Origin of the sequence: Dyadobacter jejuensis (assembly GCF_003149085.1) — a bacterium.
Classification (GTDB): Bacteria; Bacteroidota; Bacteroidia; order Cytophagales; family Spirosomataceae; genus Dyadobacter; species Dyadobacter jejuensis.
Map to the genome: position 1 here is coordinate 44,440 of NZ_QGDT01000014.1, position 20,250 is coordinate 64,689.

Below are 20,250 nucleotides of genomic sequence, written 5' to 3' on the forward strand. Positions count from 1 at the left end.
ATAAGCGTTAAATTGTCGTTTTCAGTGGGAATCGTCAACATAATAGTAAACGAGAACTATGAAAATCTATTCCATCATCTATGTGATAGCCCTATCTGCCTTAGCCTTTACGGAGTCCTGGGGGCAGGTAACGGAGTCGCCTCGGGTAGAGGAGCGATCGGTGCAGGACGTGACCATCAAACGGGTGGAACTTACTGATCGGTATACCATTGTGCACTTGCAATATGTGGATCGTCAGCGGTCTGTTCAGGGAATGCCTATTCCGGGAATGCAACGTAATGGGGCCACTATCTGGCTCGATCCGGAAACCAGGCTGTACAAACCCGGAGAAATTAATACGAAATTTAAGTTGATAAAGGCGGAGAATATCCCCACCAAGTCCCAGCGTATGCCGGTAAAAGGGGGACAGGTGGTCGATTTTGTCGCTTATTTCGAAAGGTTGAGTCCTGGGATTGAGGTATTCGATTTCTATGAAGGGCGGGCTACCAACCCCAACGAACAAACCTGGAACTTCTATGGTATCCATATCAAGAATCCTAAAAATAAACCAGCAGAGAAGCCGGTAAAGGTGGCTCCAAAGCCAGCGCCCCAAGCAACAGAGCCCCAATTTATTGAGAACCCCGACGAGGTGGCCGAGGAGCCTGTAGTGCAGAAACCGATTTTTGGCCAGCTGCAAGGAACAATTTATGATGCCCTTACCAAGGAACCCATACCGGGGGTGATCCAGTTCAGCGAAGCAGGCGACTCCCTGTCGGTACGTACCACCTCGGGGGCATACCGGGTAGGGCTAGACCTCACCCAGGCCTACACCTTTCGGGTAGGTGCCAAAGGGTACTTCGGCGAGGCGTTTACCGTGTCTCCTGCCGATTCGTCAGGGGGGCAACAGTTCACTAAGGACCTATTCTTAAGGCCTATTAAGGTAGGAGAGTCCTTGGCCATGTCCAATATTTATTTCGCTACGGGGAAGTACAGCCTATTGCCTGAGTCGACACCGGGGCTGGAGCGGTTGGTGCAGCTGATGGAAGAAAACCATACGATGCAGATACGAATTGAAGGGCATACCGACAATGTGGGCGACTTCGACAAAAATCTTGAACTCTCGCGGCAACGGGCCGAGGCCGTCAAAGATTATATGGTTCAAAAAGGAATAGATGCCAGCCGTATTGAGGCCAAAGGGTATGGGTCTACCCGTCCTGTTGCCAAAGACCAATCGGCGGAGGAACGTAGCCGAAACAGGCGGGTAGAGCTGGTAATTACCCAAGAATAGGGGTCGTTTGCGTCTTTTTTTGTACAAAAAAAGGCCTCAAAAACGGGCAATAGCATCGGGTGTTTAGGCATTTAACCCCCTATCCCTCAGTTTTTTTTGATAAGTATTTGACAAATCCAAATACTTTTCTACCTTTGCAGGCCTAAATTCGGAGTAAAGTAGATTTTATAGCGCAATAAATTGATATACAGATGAAACGTACATTTCAACCTTCAAATCGCAAGAGGAGAAATAAGCACGGTTTCCGTGAGAGAATGTCTACTCCTAACGGGAGCAAAGTAATAACCAACCGTCGTAAGAAAGGACGTTGGAAATTGTCAGTATCTGACGAAAAACGTCATAAGCAATAGGTTCTGTTGGACGGTTGTAGATCGGTTGAAAGCGCGGCTTTCAGAGTCAGCCCTATTCATTAATTAATAAGACTGGCCAAATCATTAACAACTTGAAGCAAACTTTCAGCAAAAGTGAACGTTTATGTAGCCCCAAGATCATTGGAAGGCTATTTCAAAGGGGTAGTTCGGAAGTGCACACGTTCTACCTCTTTCCTTTTAGGGTCTTGTATATCTACGACCCTGAGCGTGAGGCGCTCCCTACACAAGTGCTATTTTCAGTTTCCAAAAGGCAATTCAAAAAAGCCGTAGACAGGAACCTGATCCGACGACGCTGTCGTGAGGCCTTTAGGCTTCATAAATCCCAAATGTATACCGTTGACCCCGCCTGCCGCCCGGCATATGTGGCTTTTTTGTATCTTGCGAAAGATTCAAGCACTTTTAGCGTTATTGATACGGCTATGGAGAAGTTGCTCGGCCGATTGGTTCGAAGCTCCGAAAGCCAACCCTAACGCTTTCCATTATTCCTGAAGATCCATGAGAAAATACCTTCGTACGGCCTGGTTGGCCCTACCCTTGCTCGCTGGCCTGGCACTGGTGTCCTTTCGCCAAGATGACCGGTTATTTGAAATAGCCAAAAATCTGGATATTTATGCGACGCTATTCAAAGAGTTAAACGCCTACTATGTCGACGAGATAAATCCCAATAAACTCATCAAATCGAGCATCGACAATATGCTGAAGACGCTGGACCCCTACACGGTGTACTATGCCGAGGATGATATAGAGGATTATATGACGATGACCACCGGGAAATACAATGGCATAGGAGCCATGGTGAGTTCGGCAGAGGGTAAGCACCAGGTGATGATGGTGTATGAAGGCACACCTGCACAGAAAGCTGGACTACAGCTCGGCGACGAGATCATCAAAATCAACGACGTGGATATAGAGAATCGGGAGGACTTCGACACCGGCAAATTGCTGAGAGGACAGACTCAGACCAGTGTAAAATTGACGATCCGGCGTTTTGGAAATCCTACTCCCATCGTGATCAACTTAAGCCGCGATGTGGTAAAAGTTACTAACGTACCCTATTATGGCATGATCGCCGACGGAGTCGGGTATATCGATCTTAAAGACTTTACGGCGACCGCCTCAAGAGAGGTTCGTAATGCCTTCCAAGAATTGAAGGGTCAGGGAATGAAATCGCTGGTGTTGGACCTTAGAGACAACCCCGGAGGACTGTTGAATATGGCCATCGAAATATCTAATATTTTTGTGGCCAAGGGCGAGGAGATCGTTTCTACCAAAGGCAAAGTGAGCGAATGGAACAAGACCTATACCGCTTATAACCCGGCATTGGATACCGAGATACCGATGGTTGTGCTGACCAACAACCGCAGCGCTTCGGCAGCGGAGATTGTAGCCGGAGTGATGCAGGACTACGACCGTGGTGTTTTGATAGGGCAGCGCACTTATGGCAAGGGATTGGTACAAACTACCCGCGACCTTTCCTTTAACACCAAAATGAAGATTACTACTGCCAAGTATTATATACCCAGCGGCCGATGCATACAGGCCATCGACTACAGCCATCGCAATGAAGACGGTAGCGTAGGGAAGCTCCCCGACTCCTTGATGACCAGCTTCAAGACCCGTAATGGCCGGGTGGTTTATGATGGAGGTGGTATATTGCCCGATATTTTAACCGAAAGGGAGACCTACTCCCCATTGGCCATCGCTTTGGGGCGCAACCGACTGTTCTTCGACTATGCCGTAGAATACCACTCCAAGCACGCCACGATAGCCACCGCCGCCAAATTCCACCTGAGTGATGCCGAATACGATGCGTTTGTGAAATGGCTGTCCGATAAGGAGTATGACTATACCTCCCAAGTGGAGCGTGACTTGGCTAGCCTCGAGGAGTCGGCCAAAAAGGAGAAGTCCTACGAAAGTATTCAAGGGCAACTGGCCGCCTTGCAGTCCAAGTTAACGCATAACAAAGACAATGATTTACAACTCTTCAAGGCTGAAATTAAGAATATTCTCGAAGAGGAGATCATTAAACATTATTACCTTGAAAAAGGAATGAGAGAGGCTTCTTTTGAGGAAGACGAGGAAGTGAAACAGGCCCTTGCCTTATTCAAAACCCCTACCCGTTACAAGGAAATATTACAAGCGAAATAATTTAAATGCTGACCGGGTGGTGCCTACCACCCGGTACACCTTTTTTATATGCTCCTTCTTAGCATCGACAGTTCTACCAGAGGCTGTTCTGTAGCCCTTTATCAAGACCAAGTTTTGCTGGCTACCAACGACTTGTTTACCGACCGGTCGTCGTCGGCCATGCTCACCATCCTTCTCGACAACCTGGTGCGGTCCACGGGCCATAGCCTGCACGATCTGGATGCCGTAGCGGTGGCCAAGGGACCCGGATCCTATACGGGGTTGCGGGTGGCAGTCTCTACGGCAAAGGGGCTTTGCTTCGCCTTGGAAAAGCCCTTGTTGGCTGCCAATACCTTGGCGGGTATGGCCCAGCAGGTATATGGGTTTTTCTCTGACGACACCTGGTTCTGCCCCATGATCGATGCCCGAAGGATGGAAGTGTATGCAGCCATTTACAATGCCCAAGGACAAGAAATGGAGCCCACCAAGGCCATAATCCTGGATGAGACTTCATTTGCGGAGACCTTAGACAGTCATCGACTGGTGTTTTTTGGCGACGGTGCCGCCAAATGTAAGCCACTCTTAGGAGCGCATCCTCAGGCTATCTTTCTGGACGAAGAGATTCGTCCTAGTGCGAGTACCATCGGAAAACTAGCCCTTGCCGCTTATGAAGCGGGTGATTTCGAGGATTTGGCCACTTTTGAACCCTATTATCTCAAAGATTTTATGTCGCCAAAGCCCAAAAAGTCGCCTCTGATTCCTTAATGTGCGTTTTATTTGGGGTCAGTCCAAACATTTTTTTGATGAGGGTTGTTAGCTAACTACTACCCATCAACCCAACCGAAAGGGGTAGCAATCAGATCGATCATATGGAAAACGAAACAATTGTGAATCGAGTGGCTGGCAGCGGCTTGATATCCTTAGACTTGGAAGATTATTACCACCCAGGTGAACGGGTGATTTACGATATAAAAGACAACCTTTTTCAAGGGATGATTCTCAGAGAAAAGGACTTTCGAGAGTTTCTGAAAGGTCATGACTGGGCCACTTACACCGATAAGAACGTGGCAGTGATATGCTCCGAAGACGCCATAGTGCCTACCTGGGCCTATATGTTGTTGGCTACCAAACTGGAGCCCTATGCCCATTCCGTGGCTTTTGGTTCTTTAGAAGCACTCGAAGCCCTGCTTTTTGAGGAGGCTATCAGAACCCTGGATATCGAGCCCTTCCGCGACAAAAAAGTAGTGGTAAAAGGCTGTAGTAACAAGGCCGTACCTACCTCTGCCTATCTACAAATTACCCTGAAGCTTAAGCCCGTGGTTCAGAGCATTATGTTTGGGGAACCCTGTAGCACCGTGCCGGTATATAAAAGGCCTAGAGCCTAATGGGTACTGTTGCCTAAACATTCACTGTAGAAAAGAGTGCTATGCAGTAACTGCTGTTTGCACATGGTTAGGATTTTATCCTTTACCCCATTCAATTCCCTTCATGTTCATTGGCAGGCTTCTTGGATTTTGTATAGGCACAAAATAGCGCGATGCGCTAGTCAACGGTCATTCTCGGCCGTAACCCTGCTCACTTATCGAATCAAAAAAAATAGCCAATATATAACCCAAATACTATGAAATTATCTTCCTTGTTTGCCGGAGTGGCCTTACTGGCGGCATCCTTATGCCTTGTTTGTTGCGGACCGGCAGAGGAAAAATTCCCAGAAGAGCTTGTCCAGTTCAAACCCTACGCCAAAAATCCGATTTTTGAAGGCACCGGAAATCCAGAAAACTGGGATGAGGTGATACGTGAAAGGGGTTATATTCTAAAAGAACAAGACCAGTATTATATGTGGTATACGGGGTATACCAAGGCTACGGGCGAGGAGATGAAATACCTTGGGCTGGCCACTTCCGACGACGGGTTATCATGGACGCGATATTCGGAAAACCCTATTCATACCACTTTATGGATTGAAGATATGTGTGTGATCAAGGAGGGGAAAACGTATTATATGTTTGCTGAAAGCAAGGACGATATAGCGCATATGCTGACCTCCAACGATCGTATCAACTGGAATGACCAGGGCTACCTCGATATCCGAATGAAAGACGGCACTCCCCTGCCCAAAGGCCCCTATGGAACTCCAACAGTCTGGAAGGAAAATGATACCTGGTACCTATATTATGAACGTAATGATGCCGCAATATGGTTGGCTACCAGCGAGGACCTTAAAGTGTGGACCAATGTGCAGGACACGCCTGTACTAGATGCCGGTCCTGAAGCGTACGATGCTTTTGCGGTGGCTATGAACAAGATTATTCAATATAAGGGCTATTATTATGCGTATTACCACGCTTCGGCATTCGAGGACTGGCACGAATGGACGACGAATATAGCTGTGTCGAAAGATTTGATCCATTGGGAAAAATATGCGGGTAATCCCATTCTTGGCAATAATATGTCGAGCGGTTTTCCCCTCTTCGATGGGCAACAGTACCGTTTTTACACCATGCATCCCGATGTCAGGGTCTATTTTCCCGAGGAAATAGACCCTTAAAGTGGCAAAATCTTGTTGTTGGTTACATAACGGCAAGCTTGTTTCTTGGCCCCTACTCCGATTATAGATAATTGCGGTTAACCGAAGCTATTTCATAAGATGGTCGACCCGTATGCTATCGGCATATATCTTTAAAATGATCTTCTTTTCGACAGGATAACCATTGGTATAGTATCCAAATTGGTGTGTCAAAGTGTCGATGCTGGAGGCCAACCGATACTGGAGCATATAGCTACCGTCTGTGTTGGGCATTGATTCAAAGCCAAATGGGACTAAAATAGTGGCTCCAGTAAGGAGGCTATATGCCTGTGTAATGCCTTCCTTTTGATGATTGGATAGGCGTAGAAAATCGATGTCCTGAGGAGAATGGTTGTTTATTTCGATGACCACCTCTCGAGGCGCGTCGAGGATCTGACAGCCACCAAGCATGGCTAAAAGGACGATGATGCCGTATCGGTACATGATTGAAGTTTGCGTGTGTCTAAAATCGATAGATCTGTTAAAGGTAGGAAATACATCCTTGCCGCTGGTTTTTATTGAGTAGGCGGTGTTGGCTCCTTGAGTAGCCGAAAGCTCATGCGGTGGAAGGGGGTGGTACCATGCAGCTTTATGGCGGATCGGTGTTGGAGGGTGGGATAACCTACGTTTTGCTCCCATCCATACTGTGGATAGGTGTTGGCCAGGTCAGCCATTAAGGCATCTCTGTAGTTTTTGGCCAAAATAGACGCTGCCGCAATGGATAGGAACTTGGAGTCGCCCTTTACGATGCAAGTATGGGGGATCATCGGAAAGGGTACGAACCTGTTGCCGTCGATGAGCAGGTGCTCGGGACGAAGCACAAGGGCATCTACTGCCCGGTGCATAGCCAAAAAGCTCGCTTTTAAAATATTGATCTGATCTATTTCTCGATTATCGACCTCGGCAATGGCCCAGGCCAATGCCTCCTTACGTATCTCTTGGTCGAGCAGCAGTCGTTTGGCGCGGGTGAGCTGTTTGCTATCGTTGAGGTAAGCATGGTGGTAATCGGGCGGCAGTATCACGGCGGCGGCTACAACCGGGCCAGCCAGGCAGCCTCTACCGACCTCGTCGAGGCCTGCTTCGGTGATATTGGCAGTATAATAGGGTTTTAACATCAATCTTCGAGAATATTGGCCATAAAGGTGCATTTGGTTCCAAAAGAAATGAGCAACAAGGTAATGGCCCAATAAAGGTATATACGGTAAAAGTCTTTTGTATCGCGGGATACTACATCCTTGGTCTTTATTTTTTCTAGCTGGTCTATTTGTTCGAATACCGAGGCTAGGGCGTTATTGTCGGTAGCTCTGAAAAATTTGCCATCGCCAATGGCTGCTATTTTCTGTAGCTCTCCCTCATCGACCAATGCGGACCTCCGCAGGAGGGTATCGGCTTTGGTGGGTGACTTTGGTAGGCCCACAGCAATGGTATAGACGCGTATTCGGTAGGCTTCGGCGAGCTGTGCCGCCGTTGTAGGGCCTAGGCTCCCCGAAGTATTGTCCCCATCACTGATCAGGATAGCCACCTTGCTGGCCCCACTGGTTTCGCGCATACGATTTACAGCCACAGCCAAAGCACTCCCTATGGCCGTTCCGGGTATGGGGATCATGTCGGGTTGAATTTCGTCCAGAAAGCGACCGAGCAGGTCGTAATCGGTGGTGAGAGGACAGAGCGAAACGGCCTCTCCTGCAAATATGACCAGCCCAATGCGGTCTTGTAGCCGGCCTTTAATAAACTTGCTTGCGATGGATTTGGCCGATGCTAGTCGGTTAGGGCTGAGGTCCTTCTCCATCATAGAATCCGATATATCCATGAGTAGCATAATATCGATCCCTTCTGAATACTGGTCGGTGCGCTCCGATATGACCTGCGGCCTTGCTAGGGCTATTAGCACCATAGCTATGCCCAGGGCTGCGGTGACCGGCTGAAGGTAACGTAACAAGGTAAGCCACTCCCAAGGACCGCTAGCACGGGAATAGGTCATTACCAGTTTCTGTTTTCGTTTCCGATGTAGCGCATTTCGTAGCCAGAAGAAAACGGGGATAAGCGGTAAGGCGAATAGGAAATAAGGATACTCCCAATAGTAATTACGAAAAGTGTCGTAGCCAAACCATTCAATTGAAAACCAGTCCTCCATAGTTCATTAAGCCGATTGGCGTTCCAAGATTTGTTTTCTTCTATTCTTATAAATTTTAGTGCCGCCGTCTTTTAGTACCTCCAAAAAGACGTTCATTTTACTAGACTTTACCTGTCCATAAATAATGCCGTCTAAGTTTCTGAGGGCTTCTGCGAGCTTGGCATCGGGCATGTTGTCGATAATCTCCCGGGTGGTGTAAGTGGCAAAGGGTTTTTTCTCAAGCCTTTCCAAATAGTTTTTCCAAATAATGATCGCTTTTTCAGCGTCTTTGGTGTTTTCTTTTTCTCTGGTACTGCGCAGGAGTCTGTTGAAAGAGCGGAGGTATTCCAAGTGTCGGCGTTGCAATTTCAGCAATTGCCATTGTTTGTAAATATCTCGACCAAAAACCCAGTAGATCAGGGTTCCAAACCCTATCACCAAGGCTAAAGTACCCAGCGCCACCGAGACGTTGAATTCGTCTTCTAAGGGGACGAGTACGGCCATAGGTTCTACAGCAGTTTGATTTTGGAGGAGTATTCTATCGGCGTTTTTTAAAAAGAGGGTGTCGGGCTTGCAGAATATCTGGGTGCAATCGCGTCCGTTGTATAAAAATAAAGGGAGGCGTAAGGACTGGATGGTAGCCACTTCAAAACTAGTCAGTTCGTACAAGGCACTATCGAGGGTAAGGCCTCCGTCGGTTACCGAGCTAAAGGTTTTCTTGCCGACCATTTCGAAAGGGGCGAAGTCGTAGGTAGAGTCGGGAAAGAAGATTTCATCGGTAGTTGCATGCCGGTAACTGAGGGAGAAATATACTGGGCGCCCTATCACCAGGCTATCGTTCAAAAAATACCCTACGGGCTGCTGATTTACTTGTGCCTCTGCGAGCCCAATGCTGAGCCACAGAATAAGGGCACAGAGGGCCCCTAAGCCCTTGGTAGCAAGCTTGGGTGAGTTGTGGGGACGGGGGAGTCCGAGGACAGGTATGATGTATAAATAATGGCGCATTTCAGGAATTAGTAGCTACCCCGCGCGCATAGCGGCGCACCTTAAACATATGCAGCAAAGCGGGGATATAGTCTTCTTGGGTATTGATGGCGATGTAATCGGCCCGGTTTTGGCGGCATAGCCTTTCTAGTTCCGTACATCTGGTTTTAAAACGGTTTAATCTTTCTTCTCTATACTGATTCGATGAGGTGTTGACCCATACTGTTTGGTCCGATTCGGCATCATATACCGGGATGATGCCCAAATGAGGGAGGGTCGTCTCTCGCTGGTCGTATAGATGGATCACAATCAGATCGTGCTTTCGGGCTAGGGCCTTTAGGTTGTGCTGGTAATTGTCATCGATAAAATCTGAAATGATAAAAATCAGGCTCCGTCTTTTCAGCACATTTAAGGCGATATATATGGCTTCGGTAATATTGGTTTTGGCCGATACCGGGTCTATTTTATATATTTCGGACAGGACTCTATAGCCATTTTTCATGCCGGCGGTAGGTCTAATATAGCGCTCGTTCCGGTCAGAAAAGCAGAGGAGCCCTACCCTTGTAGCTTCCTGAATGGCCGAGAGCGTCAGCACGCCACAAATTTCCTTGGCAACGTCCAATTTTAGTCGGCCGGTCTCCCCTATTTTTTGAGAAGCACTCACGTCAAGCATAAAAAAGGCGGTCTGTTCCTTATCTTCTTTGAATATTTTGATAAAGGTACCATGCCCTTTGGCAGAGGTATTCCAATCTATAGCCCGGACGTCGTCGCCGTATTGGTAGAGGCGCAGGTCGTCAAATTCAAGACCGGAACCCTTAAAAACGGAATGGAAGTTACCATGACGTTCGCTGGTTACGGCCTTTCTCATGCGAATTTCGAACTTACGCAACTTGCCTAAAAACTGTTCAAACATAGGATTTGCGAAAAAATCACCAACTTTGTGGCAAATTGGACAAAAACAAAGATAAGGATTTTGAGAGTCACTAATCGAACCCATCAGAATTTTACCCGAATACTAGCCTTGATACTGGCTTGTGGGGTGTGGTTGGCGGCCTGTACCAATGAGGATCAGGTTCCTTCCGGAACGCTTTCTAAAGAAAAAATGGCGGGTATTTTGGCCGATATTCACCTAGCGGAAGCACGAATTACTAAATTGCAGCTCAAAACAGTCGATTCCTCGGCGATGGTCTACGAAAAGTTGAAGCTGGATATATGGAAAAGGCATCAGGTAGATACCCTGCAGTATAGGACGAGTTATGAATTCTATGTGACCCACCCTAAGCTGATGAAGGAAGTTTACGAACAAGTAAAAAAGAATTTGGAGAGGCGGGAGAAGGAGAAGAATATTAAAATATAGGTATTAGTCACATTTTAAATCAATCAAATCAAGAGCCGTGAACCAAAGTATTGTCCTCATTCCTACCTATAACGAAATTGAAAATATTGAGGCTATTATTCGTAAGGTCTTTAGCTTAGCCCATCCCTTTCATTTATTGATTATTGACGACGGCTCGCCAGATGGCACCGCATTGGTGGTAAAAAAACTCATGGAGGAGTTTCCGGATCGACTCAACCTGGAGGAACGCCAAGGTAAGCTCGGGCTCGGAACCGCCTATATACATGGTTTTAAATGGGCTTTAAGCCGAGGATACGAATATGTTTTCGAAATGGATGCCGACTTTTCCCATCCTCCCGAAGACCTGGTAAGGCTCTACCAGGCTTGTGCGGTCGATGGCAACGACATTGCCGTTGGGTCGCGGTACATCAAAGGAGTTAATGTGGTCAACTGGCCTATTAACCGGGTGTTGATGTCCTATTTTGCGGGTTATTATGTGCGTACCGTTACGGGTATGCCTATTATGGATCCCACTGCCGGTTTTATCTGCTACACCAGCAAGGTGTTGAGAACCATCGATTTAGATAAGATTCGGTTTATAGGCTATGCTTTCCAAATTGAAATGAAGTTCAACGCATGGAAATTTGGATTTAAAATCGTGGAAGTACCCATTATTTTTACCGACCGCACCCTGGGAGCCTCCAAAATGTCGGCAGGAATATTTAAGGAGGCTATCCTCGGAGTGATAGCCCTTAAAATTAGCAGTTATTTTAAACGGTATATCCCCGATCAGAAAGTTCTGAAATAGCCAGCCAGCTCATCAGTCCCGTAGAGATTTCCAAGGCCGACTCGTCGATGTTGAAGGTAGGCGTATGTACTCCAGAGACGATCCCCTTGGCTTCGTTGCGGGTACCTAGCCTGTAAAAGCAGGAGTCCACCACTTGGGAGTAAAAGGCGAAGTCTTCCCCTGCCATCCATAAGTCTAGGTCTACAATATTTTCGGCACCCATATAAGAAGTGGCGGCGGCTCTTACTCGGCGGGTAAGTTCGGGATGGTTCTTCAGGAAAGGGTAGCCACGTACAATCTGAAAGTCACAGCTTCCTCCCATGGATTCGGCCATCATTTCGGCCATCTTTTTCATTCTTTGGAGTCCGTCTTCGCGCCATTCTTCATCTAAGCAGCGCCAGGTTCCCTGGATATTCACTTCGTTGGGAATGACGTTCGTTACGCCGTCCGCTATAAATCGGCCAAAGGATAGTACCGATGGGTTGGCCGGGTTACGGTTACGGCTGATAATCTGCTGCAAGGCCACTATGATATGAGAGGCCATCAGCACGGGGTCTACCAGCTGGTGGGGTGCAGCGGCATGGCCCCCTTTGCCTTTTACGGTCAGGTATAGTTCGTCGGTACTCGCCATGTACATGCCCTCACGAAAGCCTATCTTACCTACCGGCACATTGGGCGCTACATGTTGGCCAATCATGCTAGCAGGCTTAGGGTTCTCTAAGACCCCCTCTTTTATCATGATCGAAGCGCCTCCAGGGGCTTTTTCCTCGGCCGGTTGAAATACCAGCTTGAGCGTCCCTTCAAACTCTTCTTTTAGTTGACTAAGAATATTGGCAGTACCCAGCAAGGAAGAGGTGTGTACGTCGTGCCCACAAGCATGCATCACACCGGGATTCAGCGACTTGTACGGGACGTCGTTGGCCTCCTGAATGGGGAGAGCATCCATGTCGGCACGTAGGCCTACTATTTTGCTGCTGGGGTTGCGGCCTTCTATCAGCACCACCAATCCGGTACCTGCCACTCCTTCTTGAGGCTCTAGGCCATAAGATTTTAGCTCCCTGGCTACGAATTCGGCGGTTTTATGTTCTGCAAACGAAAGCTCGGGGTTCTGGTGAAGGTGGTGACGGTTGGCTATTACCCGTTCCGATTGTTGTTTTGCGAGTGCCTTTATCTTTTCTTGTATGTCAATCATAGATCATCGTTTTTAGTTTCGGTACTATTACGGCCATTTATTCCCGTAAAGGTACAAAGTTAAAGTGGCTGTGCCAGCCCATGAAATTGACAAAGGAGGCCTCAATTTTTTTTTCCGTTCCCGAATTACCTGCCCTGCTTTTAAAGGACTTTAAGAAAAAAAGGTAATTTTGGCAACAAATTATCAATCTATAACATCGAAATGACACACCAGGATTTTCTTCAATCGTTAGTTTGCCCCATTACGGGAGGCCCCCTTAAGTTATCGGAAGACAGTAAAACGCTTACGAGTGAAGACGGCACTACCTACGAGGTAGGGGATTCGGGCATTGTCAACATGCTATATCCCAAAGAGTTACTTCCTGGTGATGCACGTGAGCAATACCTGTACGACCAAGCGTTTTTAAGGTATGACCGGGGTGTTTCCTGGGTGTTCGAAACGCTGAATCACTCGGACGAAGCCGCTACTCGGAAGTTTTTTATAGACCTGATGGAGCTGGAGCCTGGAATGAAAGCCCTAGAAGTAGGTGCAGGTACTGGAAAAGATTCTGCCTTGATATTGGATAAAATAAGACCAGGTGGCACGGCCGTCTTGTCGGACTTATCCCCCAATATGCTCAAATTGGCTCAGGAAAAGTTGAGTACCGACGATTTGAACGTTCATTATTTCCTTGGTAATGGTTCTTATTTGCCTTTCGAAGACAATACTTTCGATGCCGTATTCCATTTTGGCGGTATCAATACCTTCTCCGAGCGTAAGCGGGCATTCGATGAGCTTACCCGCGTGGTGCGCCCTGGTGGCAAGGTAGTGGTAGGTGACGAAAGCGTTGCTCCATGGTTGCGTTCACAACCGTCGTATGCTACCCTGCTAAAGGCCAACCCCTTGTTCAGGGCAGAAGTGCCTATGGAAGACGTTCCGACCAATATTGAGAATTTTAAGCTTCATTATATATTTGGAAATGCCTTTTATGTGATGGAGTACCGGGTTACTGATAAAGCCCCTGAGATCGATATCGATCTGCCAATTCCGGGAAAAGATTTTGTCGATAATTGGAGGCTAAGAGCCGAGAAAGCCGAAGACTAACTCTCTGAACGATTTTCAAAATTATTAATTCTATAAGGGCGGAAATACCCTGAGGGGCTTCCATAGACCTGTATTTACCATATGTGGATTAAAAAAGGAGTAATATATAAGCCTGATGGTTCCTTGGCGCACAGCCGGTCGCATGCTCAGGTACCATTTGCATACAAGCACGACGATTTTCTAAGGATCTATTTCTCGTCGCGCGACGATCAAGGCCAGTCTAGGCCTACCTTTATTGATGTAGACTACGAGGATCCTTCCAAAATACTCAATATTCATGATAAGGCCATTCTAGAGCTTGGAGGCCCTGGCGAATATGACGAAACGGGCGCTATGCCTTCCTGGTTTGTAGATATGCCCAATGGAGATATTTGGCTTTACTATACAGGTTGGAATCGTACCTGGAATTCCTACCGCCTCTCTATGGGGCTGTCGGTAAGTCATGATGGAGGCCTAAGCTTTACCAAAATGTTCAGAGGGCCCATTATGGACCGCAGTATCCAAAACCCGCTTTGGGCAGCTCAGCCTTCGGTGATGCGTGAGGAGGACGGCACTTGGCGTATGTGGTATATTTCGGGACATAAGTGTGAGTACATTCATGACTACCCCGAGCCCTACTATAGGGCACAGTCGGCAACGTCCAAAGATGGAATTCATTGGGACATTAGCGATGTGCCGACCTTGGACTTCGACGATTTCTTACATGCCGTTGGCCGGCCGAGCGTCTTTAAGGAAGATGGTATCTATAAGATGTTCTATTCGTTCCGTCATACCCGCGACTACCGTACCGATCGTAACCAGAGCTACAGACTGGGCTATGCCGAGTCGGAAGATGGGGTACACTGGGTGCGCAAGGACGACCAGGTAGGCATTGCTAAGTCGGAAAACCCCGATGACTTCGATTATCAGATGATCGACTACGCCTATTGCTATACACACAAAGGAAAGCGTTATCTGCTTTATAATGGGAATGGTTTTGGTGCCGCTGGCTTTGGCTACGCGGTATGGGAAGACTGATACCCAGGGAGCAGCCCAGTAACCAGACTGACTGCGGTCATCATTTGGATGCTAGCCGGGTTATACCTTTGTGGTTATTAATTAGGTTGACCAATCAGGATAAATTCTTTAATTAAGCACTATGAATTCTATAAGAAAGCAGTTTAATGAAGAGGGCTACGTCCTTCTAAGAAATTTTTTGGATAAAGAGATTATATCTGAAATTTATACCGATGCCCGCAAAATATTTGCGCAGCAGATCAAAAAAGTTACTGGACGTACCGTCGATATCGACGACCGGGATGCATTTGAGGCGGCTATGTTTGAGTTTTTTGAGAAAGACTTCGTTTCCTTTGTAAATACGGGTAAAACGGTCCAACATACCTTTTCTTTGCACCGCTTGGGCGTCGATCCACTCATCGCCAACTTGCTGAAAGAAGTAGGCCTATCCAACCCGATCATCGGTGCTCGCCCTGCCATGCAGTTCAATAGCAGGTATCTTTCCAAAGATGGGAGCAAGCACTGGAAGCTCGATCCACATCAGGACTGGCGTACGGGGCAGGGGTCGTTGGACTCGGCGGTGATCTGGTTCCCGATGGTGGATGCCGGAGCCGATATCGGTGCCTTGCAGATTATCCCAGGAAGCCATAAAGCGGGCCTAAAAGAGTCGAGCACCTCTGGCTATCAAGGAGGAATTACCGCCGACCTAAAAGAGGATGCCTTCGTTCAGACGACTTTTGAAACGGGGGATCTTTTGATATTTTCGGCTTTTCTGATCCATCAGTCAGGCAATAATATTACTAAAAATATACGTTGGTCGGTTCAGTTGCGCTATAATAACCTCGATGAGCCCACCTTTATAGACCGTGGGTATCCCATGGCCTACATCTATAAGCCTGAAACCGAGTTGGTAACTCCCAATTTCCCTACGGCAGAGCAATTGGAAACCGTTTTCAAATAATATTTAGGGCACCGAATATGCATTCGGTGCTTTTTTGTTACCTATTATACGCCCTCTTGGATAAGGGTGCTGTTCATTCCTATTGATATGATAAAGGTCTCAGTATGTGTTCCTACCTATAACCATGAAGCCTATATAGCTCAGATGCTCGAAGGAGCCCTGATGCAGCAGACCAGTTTCCCTTTTGAGATTGTGATCGGCGACGATGCCTCTACCGATGGTACGGCGGATATTATTCGTACCTACTCCGAGCGCTTTCCAGGAAGGATCAGGGCCTTTTTGCATGACGAAAACCAAGGGCCTAGTGAACCCCGAGAGTTTGCCGGCCGCAACAACGTGTTGCAGCTGCTGAAGGCCTGCCGAGGGGAATATGTAGCCATGTGCGAAGGAGACGACTATTGGACCGACCCCCTGAAGCTTCAGAAGCAGGCCGACTTTATGGAGGCGCATCCCGATTTTTCTATTTGTCATCATAACGTGCTGGTGACCTACGAAGATGGTAGCCCCTCGCACACTTTCAACGGTCCCGAACAGGCTGCTGTTTCCACCATCTCCGACCTTCTGGAGGACCGGTGGTTTATGGCTACTGCCAGCTGGTTTTACCGTAATTATTTTAAAGAGCATGATTTTGCTGAATGGCATAGCCGTGCCGCTGCCGGTGACTGGGCCGTCATGATTCAGCTGGCCGCGCAGGGAAACATAGGTTATCTACCCGAAATAATGGGGGTATACCGTAAGCATCAGGGTGGGTTGAGCCTGGTTCATGCTCCCACCAATCGACATTTTCTGAAGAATAGAAAAGAAATGTTTGAATCGGTAAATGCCTGGCTTAATTTTGAATATGAAACCGTCATTGCTAAGACCTTACAACGGTACGACGCTTTGCTGTCGGTATAATTATTATTGGAGGTTTTGATTAATAGCCTTTAATTTGTGCAGTTTTAAAAATTAAAAAATGAAATTAAGCGTCGTATTACCCGCATATAATGAGGAAGAATCCATTTCTCATACTCTTTTATCGCTACACAGCACCTTAAAAAAATACAATATTCCTCATGAAATTGTAGTTACAAACGACAATTCTAAAGACAATACCTTAGGGGTCTTGGAGGAGCTTTCTAAACAAATCCCCACCTTGGTTTATTATACCAATCCCGGTCCCAATGGCTTTGGCTATGCCGTTCGCTATGGATTGGAACGCTTCACTGGCGACTGTGTGGCGGTATTTATGGCCGATATGTCCGACGACCCCGAAGACCTGGTAAAGTTTTATAATAAGATGCTAGAAGGCGACTATGACTGTGTGTTTGGGTCGCGATGGGAAAAGGGTGGAAAGGTGATCGACTACCCTACCGTTAAGAAGGTGATCAACCGGGTGGCCAATTTTATTGTCAGTGTGGTCATGGGGATGCGTTATAACGATACCACCAATGCTTTCAAACTATATAAAAGGGAAACTATGGAGGGGATTAAGCCCTTCTTGTCTCCCCATTTTAACCTTACCGTCGAGCTGCCCCTAAAGGCCATCGTAAGGGGGTATAACTATGCCGTGGTACCCAATAGCTGGACTAACCGGAAATTTGGGGAGTCGAAATTGAAAATTAAAGAAATGGGTAGCCGGTATTTCTTTATCCTGATGTATTGTCTGATCGAAAAATATTTCTCTCAAGGCGATTTTAAGAAGAAGTCTCAGGCTCCTAAGAAACTCGTGAGCCGGTAGCTGAAGCATAGGCGCTTTGAGCGAGGATTAAAATGCGATTATCTCTTAATAAATACGGAAAAGGCATTTACTAGAGATAATCGAAATTAAACTATGCGGTAGCTACCGATGGCGCTTTTACCGATTTTATAAAAGTAGCAATGTCCTTTTCCAGGTCATTGGCCTCGGCCAACACCCTAATAAACGCACTGCCTATAATAGCCCCTGCCGAATATTCACAGGCTTTGGAATAGGTGGCATGGTCCTTGATACCGAAGCCGATAAGCCGAGGATTTTTGAGTTCCATCGCATTTAGCTTTTCGAAGTAGGCTTCCATGTTTTCACTTACTCCCGTTTGGCTACCAGTAACACTGGCCGACGATACGGTATAGATAAACCCTTCGCTAATCGCATCGATCTGCCGTATCCTGGCTTCTGTAGTCTGTGGGGTAACCAAAAAGATGTTGAGGATGCCGTATTGGTCAAAAATAGGCTTGTACTCGTCCAGAAACACATCCATAGGCATATCTGGTAGGATAAGCCCATCGACTCCCGTCTCGGCGCATTTTTTACAAAAATCTTCGATCCCAAACTGTAGCACGGGATTGATATACCCCATTAGCAGCACCGGAACGGTAATGGCAGGCCTCATATTCTCCAGTTGCTCGAAGAGCAGCTTAACGGTCATCCCATTTTCCAAGGCCTTGTCGTTGCTCATCTGTATGGTCTCACCATCGGCTACAGGGTCGGAGTACGGCATACCAATCTCTACCAAGTCGGCCCCACTGTTTTGTAGAGCGGTAAGCACGCGCAGGGTATCGTTGGCCTCGGGGAAGCCAGCGGTAAAATACACATTTAGGAGCCCAGACTGTCCTTCTTGTTGTTGTTTCTTAAATAACGTTGTGATCCGATTCATTCTTTTGTCCAGTAGTCTAATACCATTACTTTGTCCAGATAGGGACTTAATACTTCGCCAAAGGCTTTATGAGCAGGATGCGGCAGGTAAGTGGCTCTCCCTTCCTCGCTATCGAAAGTTAGGAAGAAACAATGCGTAAAGCCTTGTTCGAGGCCCTCGGGGCTGTTGTTGGTTCCCCATTCGAAGCCTTTAATGGTTTTGATCTGGGAAGGGAGCTTGCGAAATGCATCTTCCACTTCTTTTACTTGGGCGGGGGTAGCGCTATCCTTAAACTTGAACATGACCACATGCCTAAGTACTTTCTTTTTTGCTGGGGTGTTAGCGGTAGCTGAGGCCATAGATCCAAAGATAAGTAGTCCGACGAAAAATAATAGTTTAAAATTCATAATGGGTGGTTTTAGAGATGAAATGATTATGCGGAGCAGTGGAGACATTCTCCGTCGTCGCTGAACTTCAACCGGTCAAATTCACCGAGTTTTTCTTTCAGCTCGAGGATCTCATCCTCCAGGTCGCATCTTTCAAAAAGGGAAAGTTCTTCGGAATTTACTTTAGCTTCGAGTGATTGTAATTTTTGCCGGAGGTCAAATACCTCCGGAAGTGTGATGGCTGCCATATAGTAACGATAATAGTTATAAATGAGTATCCGGTTAGTCGAGGTGTTTCATATAGGTGGCCATGTCCTTATCCCCTCTTCCCGAAAGGTTGACGACCACGGTGTCGTTGGGCCCTGCTCCCAAGCGCCCTAAAGCGGCCAAAGCATGTGCCGATTCGAGGGCAGGAATTATTCCTTCGAGTTTGGTGAGCTCAAAGGCGGCTTGTACGGCTTCCTCGTCGGTGGCCGAGAGGAAAGTTCCGCGCCCTGAAGCGAACAAATGGGCGTGCTGAGGCCCAATACCTGGGTAGTCGAGTCCTGCAGAAATAGAGAAAGGCTCCACTACCTGGCCATCGTCGGTTTGCATCAGGATGGTTCGGCTACCATGTAGCACTCCTGGTTTTCCGAGGGCGGTAGTAGCGGCCGAATGTCCCGAGTTTACACCCATTCCTGCGGCTTCTACGGCTACAAGCTTCACCGAGGGCCGGTCGAGATAGTGGTAAAAGGCGCCGGCGGCGTTACTTCCCCCACCCACACAGGCTACTACGTAGTCGGGATTTTCCTTGCCGGTATGTTCTTGTAGTTGCCATTTTATTTCTTCAGAAATTATAGCTTGGAATCTGGCCACCATGTCGGGATAAGGGTGTGGACCCACTACCGACCCTATGATATAATGGGTATCCTCGGGGTTGTTAATCCAGTGCCGCATGGCTTCGTTGGTCGCGTCCTTTAAGGTTTTGGACCCACAGGTTGCCGCTCGTACTTCTGCTCCCAGCATTTTCATACGGGCCACGTTAGGGGCTTGTCTTTCGATGTCGAGGGCACCCATGTATACGATGCATTCTAGGTCCATCAGGGCACATACTGTGGCAGTAGCCACCCCATGTTGTCCCGCTCCAGTTTCGGCCACGATGCGCTTCTTACCCAGGCGCTGGGCGAGCAGAATCTGCCCGATCGTATTGTTGATCTTATGGGCACCCGTATGGCACAGGTCTTCCCTTTTGAGGAAAATATTGGTACCGTATTTTTCCGAAAGGCGCTTGGCTCTATAAAGGGGGGTGGGCCGGCCTACATAGTCGCGGAGTAAGTCGTTATACTCCTTTTGAAATTCGGGCGATTGGATGATCGTCAGATAATTATCCCTGAGGTTCTCGACATTGGGATAGAGCATTTCGGGGATGAAAGCACCACCAAAGTGGCCATAATACCCCTTTTCGTTCACTTGGTAAGGCTGATTTGCAACGGTAGTTTCCATATATC

Annotated in this window: 24 protein-coding genes; 14 read left to right on the forward strand and 10 right to left on the reverse strand. The window is 47.6% G+C overall.

The window, feature by feature from the left end; all coding sequences use genetic code 11:
• The first annotated feature begins 58 nt into the window (after window positions 1-58).
• The 7 genes from CLV98_RS19685 to CLV98_RS19715 all read left to right on the forward strand — a co-directional run bounded on the left by CLV98_RS19685 (window position 59) and on the right by CLV98_RS19715 (window position 6,313).
• Window positions 59-1,267, forward strand: coding sequence for an OmpA family protein (locus CLV98_RS19685; protein WP_109677196.1), 1,209 nt, complete (start codon window positions 59-61; stop codon window positions 1,265-1,267).
• 191 nt (window positions 1,268-1,458) lie between these two features.
• Window positions 1,459-1,617: a 50S ribosomal protein L34 gene (gene rpmH, locus CLV98_RS19690; protein WP_109677198.1), complete on the forward strand. Its 159-nt coding sequence runs from the start codon at window positions 1,459-1,461 to the stop codon at window positions 1,615-1,617.
• A 92-nt stretch (window positions 1,618-1,709) separates the two neighbouring features.
• Complete coding sequence (gene rnpA, locus CLV98_RS19695) at window positions 1,710-2,108, forward strand: ribonuclease P protein component (protein WP_109677199.1); 399 nt, start codon at window positions 1,710-1,712, stop codon at window positions 2,106-2,108.
• 25 nt (window positions 2,109-2,133) lie between these two features.
• The gene (locus CLV98_RS19700) at window positions 2,134-3,786 is read left to right on the forward strand and encodes a S41 family peptidase (RefSeq protein ID WP_109677201.1); all 1,653 of its coding nucleotides are present in this window, start codon (window positions 2,134-2,136) and stop codon (window positions 3,784-3,786) included.
• A 48-nt stretch (window positions 3,787-3,834) separates the two neighbouring features.
• Entirely contained in the window at window positions 3,835-4,530 is a 696-nt protein-coding gene (tsaB, locus tag CLV98_RS19705; RefSeq protein WP_109677203.1) for a tRNA (adenosine(37)-N6)-threonylcarbamoyltransferase complex dimerization subunit type 1 TsaB, read from the forward strand.
• Between the two features lie 104 nt (window positions 4,531-4,634).
• Window positions 4,635-5,150 carry a DUF2480 family protein gene (locus tag CLV98_RS19710; RefSeq protein ID WP_109677205.1) on the forward strand — a complete coding sequence of 172 codons (516 nt, stop codon included), beginning with the start codon at window positions 4,635-4,637 and terminating at the stop codon, window positions 5,148-5,150.
• A 236-nt stretch (window positions 5,151-5,386) separates the two neighbouring features.
• Complete coding sequence (locus CLV98_RS19715) at window positions 5,387-6,313, forward strand: glycoside hydrolase family protein (RefSeq protein WP_109677207.1); 927 nt, start codon at window positions 5,387-5,389, stop codon at window positions 6,311-6,313.
• An 87-nt stretch (window positions 6,314-6,400) separates the two neighbouring features.
• On the opposite strand, the gene CLV98_RS19720 is transcribed toward CLV98_RS19715, so the two are convergent.
• The 5 genes from CLV98_RS19720 to CLV98_RS19740 form a co-directional block, all read right to left on the reverse strand.
• Window positions 6,401-6,775 carry a hypothetical protein gene (locus CLV98_RS19720; protein WP_146202312.1) on the reverse strand — a complete coding sequence of 125 codons (375 nt, stop codon included), beginning with the start codon at window positions 6,773-6,775 and terminating at the stop codon, window positions 6,401-6,403.
• Window positions 6,776-6,846: 71 nt separating this feature from the next.
• Window positions 6,847-7,446, reverse strand: coding sequence for a ribonuclease HII (rnhB, locus tag CLV98_RS19725; RefSeq protein ID WP_109677211.1), 600 nt, complete (start codon window positions 7,444-7,446; stop codon window positions 6,847-6,849).
• Window positions 7,446-8,465: a vWA domain-containing protein gene (locus CLV98_RS19730; RefSeq protein ID WP_109677213.1), complete on the reverse strand. Its 1,020-nt coding sequence runs from the start codon at window positions 8,463-8,465 to the stop codon at window positions 7,446-7,448. The genes rnhB and CLV98_RS19730 overlap by 1 nt, the downstream gene beginning before the upstream one ends.
• A 6-nt stretch (window positions 8,466-8,471) precedes the next feature.
• Window positions 8,472-9,449, reverse strand: a complete 978-nt coding sequence (locus CLV98_RS19735) for a hypothetical protein (protein ID WP_229203476.1) — start codon at window positions 9,447-9,449, stop codon at window positions 8,472-8,474.
• A gap of 1 nt (window position 9,450) precedes the next feature.
• Window positions 9,451-10,341: a DUF58 domain-containing protein gene (locus tag CLV98_RS19740; RefSeq protein ID WP_109677215.1), complete on the reverse strand. Its 891-nt coding sequence runs from the start codon at window positions 10,339-10,341 to the stop codon at window positions 9,451-9,453.
• Between the two features lie 60 nt (window positions 10,342-10,401).
• Between CLV98_RS19740 and CLV98_RS19745 the strand changes: the two genes are divergently transcribed.
• Together CLV98_RS19745 and CLV98_RS19750 are read left to right on the forward strand one after the other, a co-directional pair.
• On the forward strand, window positions 10,402-10,785 hold the full coding sequence (locus CLV98_RS19745) for a DUF4296 domain-containing protein (protein WP_229203477.1): 384 nt from the start codon (window positions 10,402-10,404) through the stop codon (window positions 10,783-10,785).
• A gap of 37 nt (window positions 10,786-10,822) precedes the next feature.
• A complete protein-coding gene (locus CLV98_RS19750; protein WP_109677216.1) occupies window positions 10,823-11,572 on the forward strand; it encodes a polyprenol monophosphomannose synthase in 750 nt (249 codons plus the stop codon).
• On the opposite strand, the gene CLV98_RS19755 is transcribed toward CLV98_RS19750, so the two are convergent.
• Window positions 11,535-12,743, reverse strand: a complete 1,209-nt coding sequence (locus CLV98_RS19755; RefSeq protein ID WP_109677218.1) for a M20 metallopeptidase family protein — start codon at window positions 12,741-12,743, stop codon at window positions 11,535-11,537. The two genes, CLV98_RS19750 and CLV98_RS19755, sit on opposite strands and share 38 nt — an antisense overlap.
• 201 nt (window positions 12,744-12,944) lie before the next feature.
• Between CLV98_RS19755 and CLV98_RS19760 the strand changes: the two genes are divergently transcribed.
• The 5 genes from CLV98_RS19760 to CLV98_RS19780 all read left to right on the forward strand — a co-directional run bounded on the left by CLV98_RS19760 (window position 12,945) and on the right by CLV98_RS19780 (window position 17,503).
• Window positions 12,945-13,826, forward strand: coding sequence for a class I SAM-dependent methyltransferase (locus CLV98_RS19760; RefSeq protein ID WP_109677220.1), 882 nt, complete (start codon window positions 12,945-12,947; stop codon window positions 13,824-13,826).
• 81 nt (window positions 13,827-13,907) lie between these two features.
• Window positions 13,908-14,843: a hypothetical protein gene (locus CLV98_RS19765; RefSeq protein WP_109677221.1), complete on the forward strand. Its 936-nt coding sequence runs from the start codon at window positions 13,908-13,910 to the stop codon at window positions 14,841-14,843.
• A 121-nt stretch (window positions 14,844-14,964) separates the two neighbouring features.
• Window positions 14,965-15,783 (forward strand): phytanoyl-CoA dioxygenase family protein, encoded by an 819-nt coding sequence (locus CLV98_RS19770; RefSeq protein WP_109677223.1) that lies wholly within the window; start codon window positions 14,965-14,967, stop codon window positions 15,781-15,783.
• An 87-nt stretch (window positions 15,784-15,870) separates the two neighbouring features.
• Complete coding sequence (locus CLV98_RS19775; RefSeq protein ID WP_229203478.1) at window positions 15,871-16,680, forward strand: glycosyltransferase family 2 protein; 810 nt, start codon at window positions 15,871-15,873, stop codon at window positions 16,678-16,680.
• Window positions 16,681-16,738: 58 nt separating this feature from the next.
• Complete coding sequence (locus tag CLV98_RS19780) at window positions 16,739-17,503, forward strand: glycosyltransferase family 2 protein (protein WP_109677225.1); 765 nt, start codon at window positions 16,739-16,741, stop codon at window positions 17,501-17,503.
• Window positions 17,504-17,594: 91 nt separating this feature from the next.
• Here the strand turns inward: CLV98_RS19780 and trpA are convergent, their stop codons facing one another.
• From trpA to trpB, 4 genes are read right to left on the reverse strand one after another with little or no spacing between them, the layout of a single operon-like run.
• Complete coding sequence (trpA, locus tag CLV98_RS19785; protein ID WP_109677227.1) at window positions 17,595-18,398, reverse strand: tryptophan synthase subunit alpha; 804 nt, start codon at window positions 18,396-18,398, stop codon at window positions 17,595-17,597.
• Window positions 18,395-18,784 (reverse strand): Dabb family protein, encoded by a 390-nt coding sequence (locus tag CLV98_RS19790; RefSeq protein ID WP_109677229.1) that lies wholly within the window; start codon window positions 18,782-18,784, stop codon window positions 18,395-18,397. The genes trpA and CLV98_RS19790 overlap by 4 nt, the downstream gene beginning before the upstream one ends.
• A 26-nt stretch (window positions 18,785-18,810) precedes the next feature.
• Window positions 18,811-19,011: a hypothetical protein gene (locus tag CLV98_RS19795; RefSeq protein WP_109677231.1), complete on the reverse strand. Its 201-nt coding sequence runs from the start codon at window positions 19,009-19,011 to the stop codon at window positions 18,811-18,813.
• 34 nt (window positions 19,012-19,045) lie between these two features.
• Window positions 19,046-20,245, reverse strand: coding sequence for a tryptophan synthase subunit beta (trpB, locus tag CLV98_RS19800; RefSeq protein ID WP_109677233.1), 1,200 nt, complete (start codon window positions 20,243-20,245; stop codon window positions 19,046-19,048).
• Window positions 20,246-20,250 lie beyond the last annotated feature (5 nt).